Below are 4,274 nucleotides of genomic sequence, written 5' to 3' on the forward strand. Positions count from 1 at the left end.
CCCGTCCGTTCGTGGGGTGCGTCCAGGGCGCTCCTCGCGACCGTCCGGACGGACCGTCATCCCGCGCAGGCGCGCAGTGTCCGACTGCTAGGGTCGTTACGGCGACGTTACGGGGCGTATCGTCCACCACACGTGGGCCCGATGGGCCCACGACTCCGAAAAGCAGCGCCCCCCGGGCGCTCCACACCCACCAGGAGATCCATTGACCGTCAAGATCGGTATCAACGGCTTCGGCCGCATCGGCCGGAACTTCTTCCGGGCCGCACTGGCCAAGGGCAGCGACCTCGAGATCGTGGCGGTGAACGACCTCACCGACAACGCGGCCCTCGCGAACCTGCTGAAGTTCGACTCCATCACCGGCAAGCTCCCCGCGACGGTCGAGCTCGACGGCGACAACATCGTCGTCGACGGCAAGGCGATCAAGGTCCTCGCGGAGCGCGACCCCGCGAACCTCCCCTGGGGCGAGCTGGGTGTCGACATCGTCATCGAGTCGACGGGCTTCTTCACCAAGGCCGCCGACGCGCAGAAGCACATCGACGCGGGCGCGAAGAAGGTCATCATCTCCGCTCCGGCCACGGGTGACGACGTCACCATCGTGCTCGGCGTGAACGAGGACCAGTACGACCCGGCGAACCACAACATCATCTCGAACGCGTCCTGCACCACGAACAGCCTCGCGCCGCTCGCCAAGGTGTTCCACGACAAGTTCGGCATCGAGCGCGGCCTCATGACGACGGTGCACGCCTACACCGCCGACCAGAACCTCCAGGACGGCCCGCACAAGGACCCGCGTCGTGCCCGTGCCGCCGCCCTGAACATCGTCCCGACCTCGACCGGTGCGGCGAAGGCCATCGGCCTCGTCCTCCCCGGGCTCGCAGGCAAGCTCGACGGCTTCGCGCTCCGCGTCCCGGTCCCCACCGGTTCGATCACCGACCTCACCCTCGAGACCAAGTCCGAGGTCACCGTCGACGAGATCAACGCCGCCTACAAGGAGGCCGCCGAGGGCCCGCTCAAGGGCATCCTGCTCTACAGCGAGGACCCGCTGGTGTCGACCGACATCACCACCGACCCGCACTCCTCGATCTACGACTCCGGCCTGACCAAGGTCATCGGCGGCCTCGTGAAGATCACCTCGTGGTACGACAACGAGTGGGGCTACTCCAACCGCCTCGTCGACCTCACCGAGTACGTGGGCGAGCGCCTCTAAGCCATGGCGCTCCGAACCCTCGGCGACCTCGGCGACCTCGCCGGCAAGCGCGTCGTCGTCCGCTGTGACCTGAACGTCCCGCTCAAGGACGGCACGATCACGGACGACGGCCGCGTGCGCGCGTCGCTCGACACGCTGAACACGCTCGTCAACGCCGGCGCGCGGGTCATCGTGATCTCGCACCTGGGTCGACCCGACGGGTCGCCGGCTCCGGAGTACTCGCTCGCCCCCGTGGCGCAGCGTCTCTCCGAGCTGCTGGGGAAAGAGGTCACGTTCGTCGGTGAGACCGTCGGCGACGAAGCGACCGCGGCCGCCGCGGAGCTCGGTGACGGCGACGTCCTGCTGCTCGAGAACCTCCGGTTCAACCCGGAGGAGACCTCGAAGGACGCCGCCGTGCGCGGTGGCTTCGCAGACCGCATCGCCGCCCTCGGGGACGCCTTCGTCTCCGACGGCTTCGGTGTCGTGCACCGCAAGCAGGCCTCGGTGTACGAGCTCGCGTCCGCGCTGCCGTCCGCGGCGGGGCACCTCATCGAGACCGAGCTCTCGGTGCTCGAGCGGCTCACGTCGACGCCCGAGCGGCCGTACACGGTCGTCCTCGGCGGTTCGAAGGTCAGCGACAAGCTCGGGGTCATCGACCACCTCCTGCCGCAGGTGGACACGCTCTGCATCGGTGGGGGCATGCTCTTCACGTTCCTCGCGGCCCAGGGCCACGGGGTCGCGAAGTCGCTGCTCGAAGCCGACCAGCTCGAGACCGTCCGCGGGTACCTGTCCCGTGCCGACGAGCTGGGCGTGACCATCGACCTGCCGACCGACGTCGTCGTGGCCTCCGGGTTCTCGGCGGACGCGTCACACGAGACCGTTGCGGCCGACGCGATCGAGTCGTCGTCGTTCGGCCCCGACGGCATCGGCCTCGACATCGGACCCGAGACGGCGGCGCGGTTCGCGTCGGCGGTGTCCGGGTCGAAGACGGTGTTCTGGAACGGCCCGATGGGCGTGTTCGAGTTCCCGGCCTTCGCCGCGGGCACGAAGACGGTCGCGCAGGCCCTGACCGAGGTCGACGGCCTCGGCGTCGTCGGTGGTGGCGACTCCGCCGCTGCCGTCCGGTCGCTCGGGTTCTCGGACGACCAGTTCGGGCACATCTCGACCGGTGGTGGGGCGAGCCTCGAGTTCCTCGAGGGCAAGTCGCTCCCCGGTCTCGAAGCACTGGGGTGGTCTCGATGAGCCGTACGCCACTGATCGCCGGAAACTGGAAGATGAACCTGGACCACCTCCAGGCCATCGCCACCGTGCAGAAGCTCGCGTGGACGCTGAAGGACGCCCGCCACGACTTCGACGACGTCGAGGTCGCGGTGTTCCCGCCCTTCACCGATCTCCGGAGCGTGCAGACGCTCATCTCGGCCGACAAGCTGCCGATCCGCTTCGGCGCGCAGGACCTGTCCCAGTACGAGTCGGGCGCCTACACCGGCGACGTCTCGGGTGCGTTCCTCGCGGCACTGGACGCGCAGTACGTGATCGTGGGGCACTCCGAGCGCCGCACGATGCACGGCGAGACCGACGAGGTCGTGGCGGCGAAGACGGCCGCGGCGGTCAAACACGGGCTGGTGCCGGTGGTCTGCGTCGGCGAGACCGGCGAGCAGCGCGAGGAGCGCGGCGCCGGCGTCGTGCCGGTCGAGCAGCTGCAGGTCGTCCTCGACGCCGTGCAGCCGTCCGAGATCGTCGTGGCCTACGAGCCGGTCTGGGCGATCGGCTCTGGTCAGGCAGCGACCGCCGAGCAGGCGCAGGACGAATGCGCTGCGATCCGTCGCGGGATCGCCGCGGCGTGGGGCGACGAGGCAGCCGCGGCGACGCGGGTGCTCTACGGCGGCTCGGTGAAGTCGGGCAACATCGCCGGCTTCCTCCGCGAGCCCGACATCGACGGTGCTCTCGTCGGTGGCGCCTCCCTCGACGTGCAGGAGTTCGCGGCCATCGCGCGCTTCCGGCAGCACGTCGGACTCTGACCCGCCGGACACAGGCCGGCCGCCGTCGCGCGGCCGGCCTGTGCCACGCCCGGCCCCGGGGACCTCGGCCGACCACCTGGCCGGTATACTCGGATGGCTGACTGACACGAAAGGTACGTCGTGGCGATTCTCTCCGTCGTGCTGCAGGTCCTGCTCGCGATCACGAGCCTCCTGCTTACGCTCCTCATTCTGCTGCACAAGGGCCGCGGTGGCGGCCTCTCCGACATGTTCGGCGGCGGCGTGACGAGCAACCTCGGGGCGTCCGGCGTCGCCGAGCGCAACCTCAACCGCATCACGGTGATCCTCGGTCTCCTCTGGATCGTGTCGATCATCGTGCTCGGTCTCATCAACAAGTTCACGGCGGGGAGCTGATCCATGGCAAGCGGAGGCAGTGCAATCCGGGGTTCGCGCGTCGGTGCGGGCCCGATGGGGGAGCAGGACCGCGGGGTCCAGGCCGAGCGGGTGGCAATCTCGTACTGGGACGCCCTCGGCAACGAGGTCGTGCGGTACTTCGCCGCCGGCCTCCCCGATGACGAGATCCCCGAGACGGTGGACTCGCCGTCGACCGGGCTCCCGGCGGGTCGCGACAAGGAGAACCCTCCCGTGGTCTCCAAGACCGAGCCGTACAAGACGCACCTCGCGTACGTGAAGGAGCGCCGCACCGAAGAAGAGGCGGCACAGCTCCTCGAGGACGCGCTCCAGCAGCTGCGTCAGCGTCGAGGTACCGCGAAGTAGGCGCGCGAGACGTCCGAAGGCCCCCGTACCGATCCGGTGCGGGGGCCTTCGTCGTGCGTGCGCAGGGTGGGTGGGTCTCATCGGGATGCGGGCTCGCACGAGGGTGCGTGGGTCGCACGACGTGCCGCGTGCCGATCGCGTGGGTCGCACGACACGCCGCGCGCCGATCGCGTGGGTCGCACGAAATGCCGCCCGTCGCGCGGGGGAGCGGCAGTTCCTGCGACCTGGGCGGCTGCGATGCCGAGGCCGAGCGGTACCTCGTACGACCTCGGCCAAGCGGGCGGACGGCCGGGCGGGCGCGCGCGGGCGGACAGACCGGCGCTCCGCCGGGCAGG

General features: G+C 70.0%; 5 protein-coding genes. All 5 read left to right on the forward strand.

Annotated features, from left to right (window positions below; all coding sequences use genetic code 11):
• The first annotated feature begins 202 nt into the window (after nucleotides 1-202).
• Nucleotides 203-1,207 carry a type I glyceraldehyde-3-phosphate dehydrogenase gene (gene gap / locus Q7F20_RS17895; protein ID WP_305741413.1) on the forward strand — a complete coding sequence of 335 codons (1,005 nt, stop codon included), beginning with the start codon at nucleotides 203-205 and terminating at the stop codon, nucleotides 1,205-1,207.
• A gap of 3 nt (nucleotides 1,208-1,210) precedes the next feature.
• The gene (gene pgk / locus Q7F20_RS17900; protein ID WP_305741414.1) at nucleotides 1,211-2,428 is read left to right on the forward strand and encodes a phosphoglycerate kinase; all 1,218 of its coding nucleotides are present in this window, start codon (nucleotides 1,211-1,213) and stop codon (nucleotides 2,426-2,428) included.
• Nucleotides 2,425-3,204 (forward strand): triose-phosphate isomerase, encoded by a 780-nt coding sequence (gene tpiA / locus Q7F20_RS17905; RefSeq protein WP_305741415.1) that lies wholly within the window; start codon nucleotides 2,425-2,427, stop codon nucleotides 3,202-3,204. The genes pgk and tpiA overlap by 4 nt, the downstream gene beginning before the upstream one ends.
• A 120-nt stretch (nucleotides 3,205-3,324) precedes the next feature.
• The gene (gene secG, locus Q7F20_RS17910) at nucleotides 3,325-3,576 is read left to right on the forward strand and encodes a preprotein translocase subunit SecG (RefSeq protein ID WP_056124375.1); all 252 of its coding nucleotides are present in this window, start codon (nucleotides 3,325-3,327) and stop codon (nucleotides 3,574-3,576) included.
• 3 nt (nucleotides 3,577-3,579) lie between these two features.
• Nucleotides 3,580-3,939, forward strand: a complete 360-nt coding sequence (locus Q7F20_RS17915) for an RNA polymerase-binding protein RbpA (RefSeq protein ID WP_070416207.1) — start codon at nucleotides 3,580-3,582, stop codon at nucleotides 3,937-3,939.
• The last annotated feature ends 335 nt before the right edge of the window (nucleotides 3,940-4,274 follow it).

It is taken from the genome of Curtobacterium sp. A7_M15 (genome assembly GCF_030705415.1).
Lineage (GTDB): Bacteria > Actinomycetota > Actinomycetes > Actinomycetales > Microbacteriaceae > Curtobacterium.

What these genes read in the sequence shown, in the direction of transcription:
- pgk (WP_305741414.1), top strand. Translation starts at nt 1,211, where the DNA reads ATGGCGCTCCGAACCCTCGGCGACCTCGGCGACCTCGCCGGCAAGCGC.
- tpiA (WP_305741415.1), top strand. Translation starts at nt 2,425, where the DNA reads ATGAGCCGTACGCCACTGATCGCCGGAAACTGGAAGATGAACCTGGAC.
- Q7F20_RS17915 (WP_070416207.1), top strand. Translation starts at nt 3,580, where the DNA reads ATGGCAAGCGGAGGCAGTGCAATCCGGGGTTCGCGCGTCGGTGCGGGC.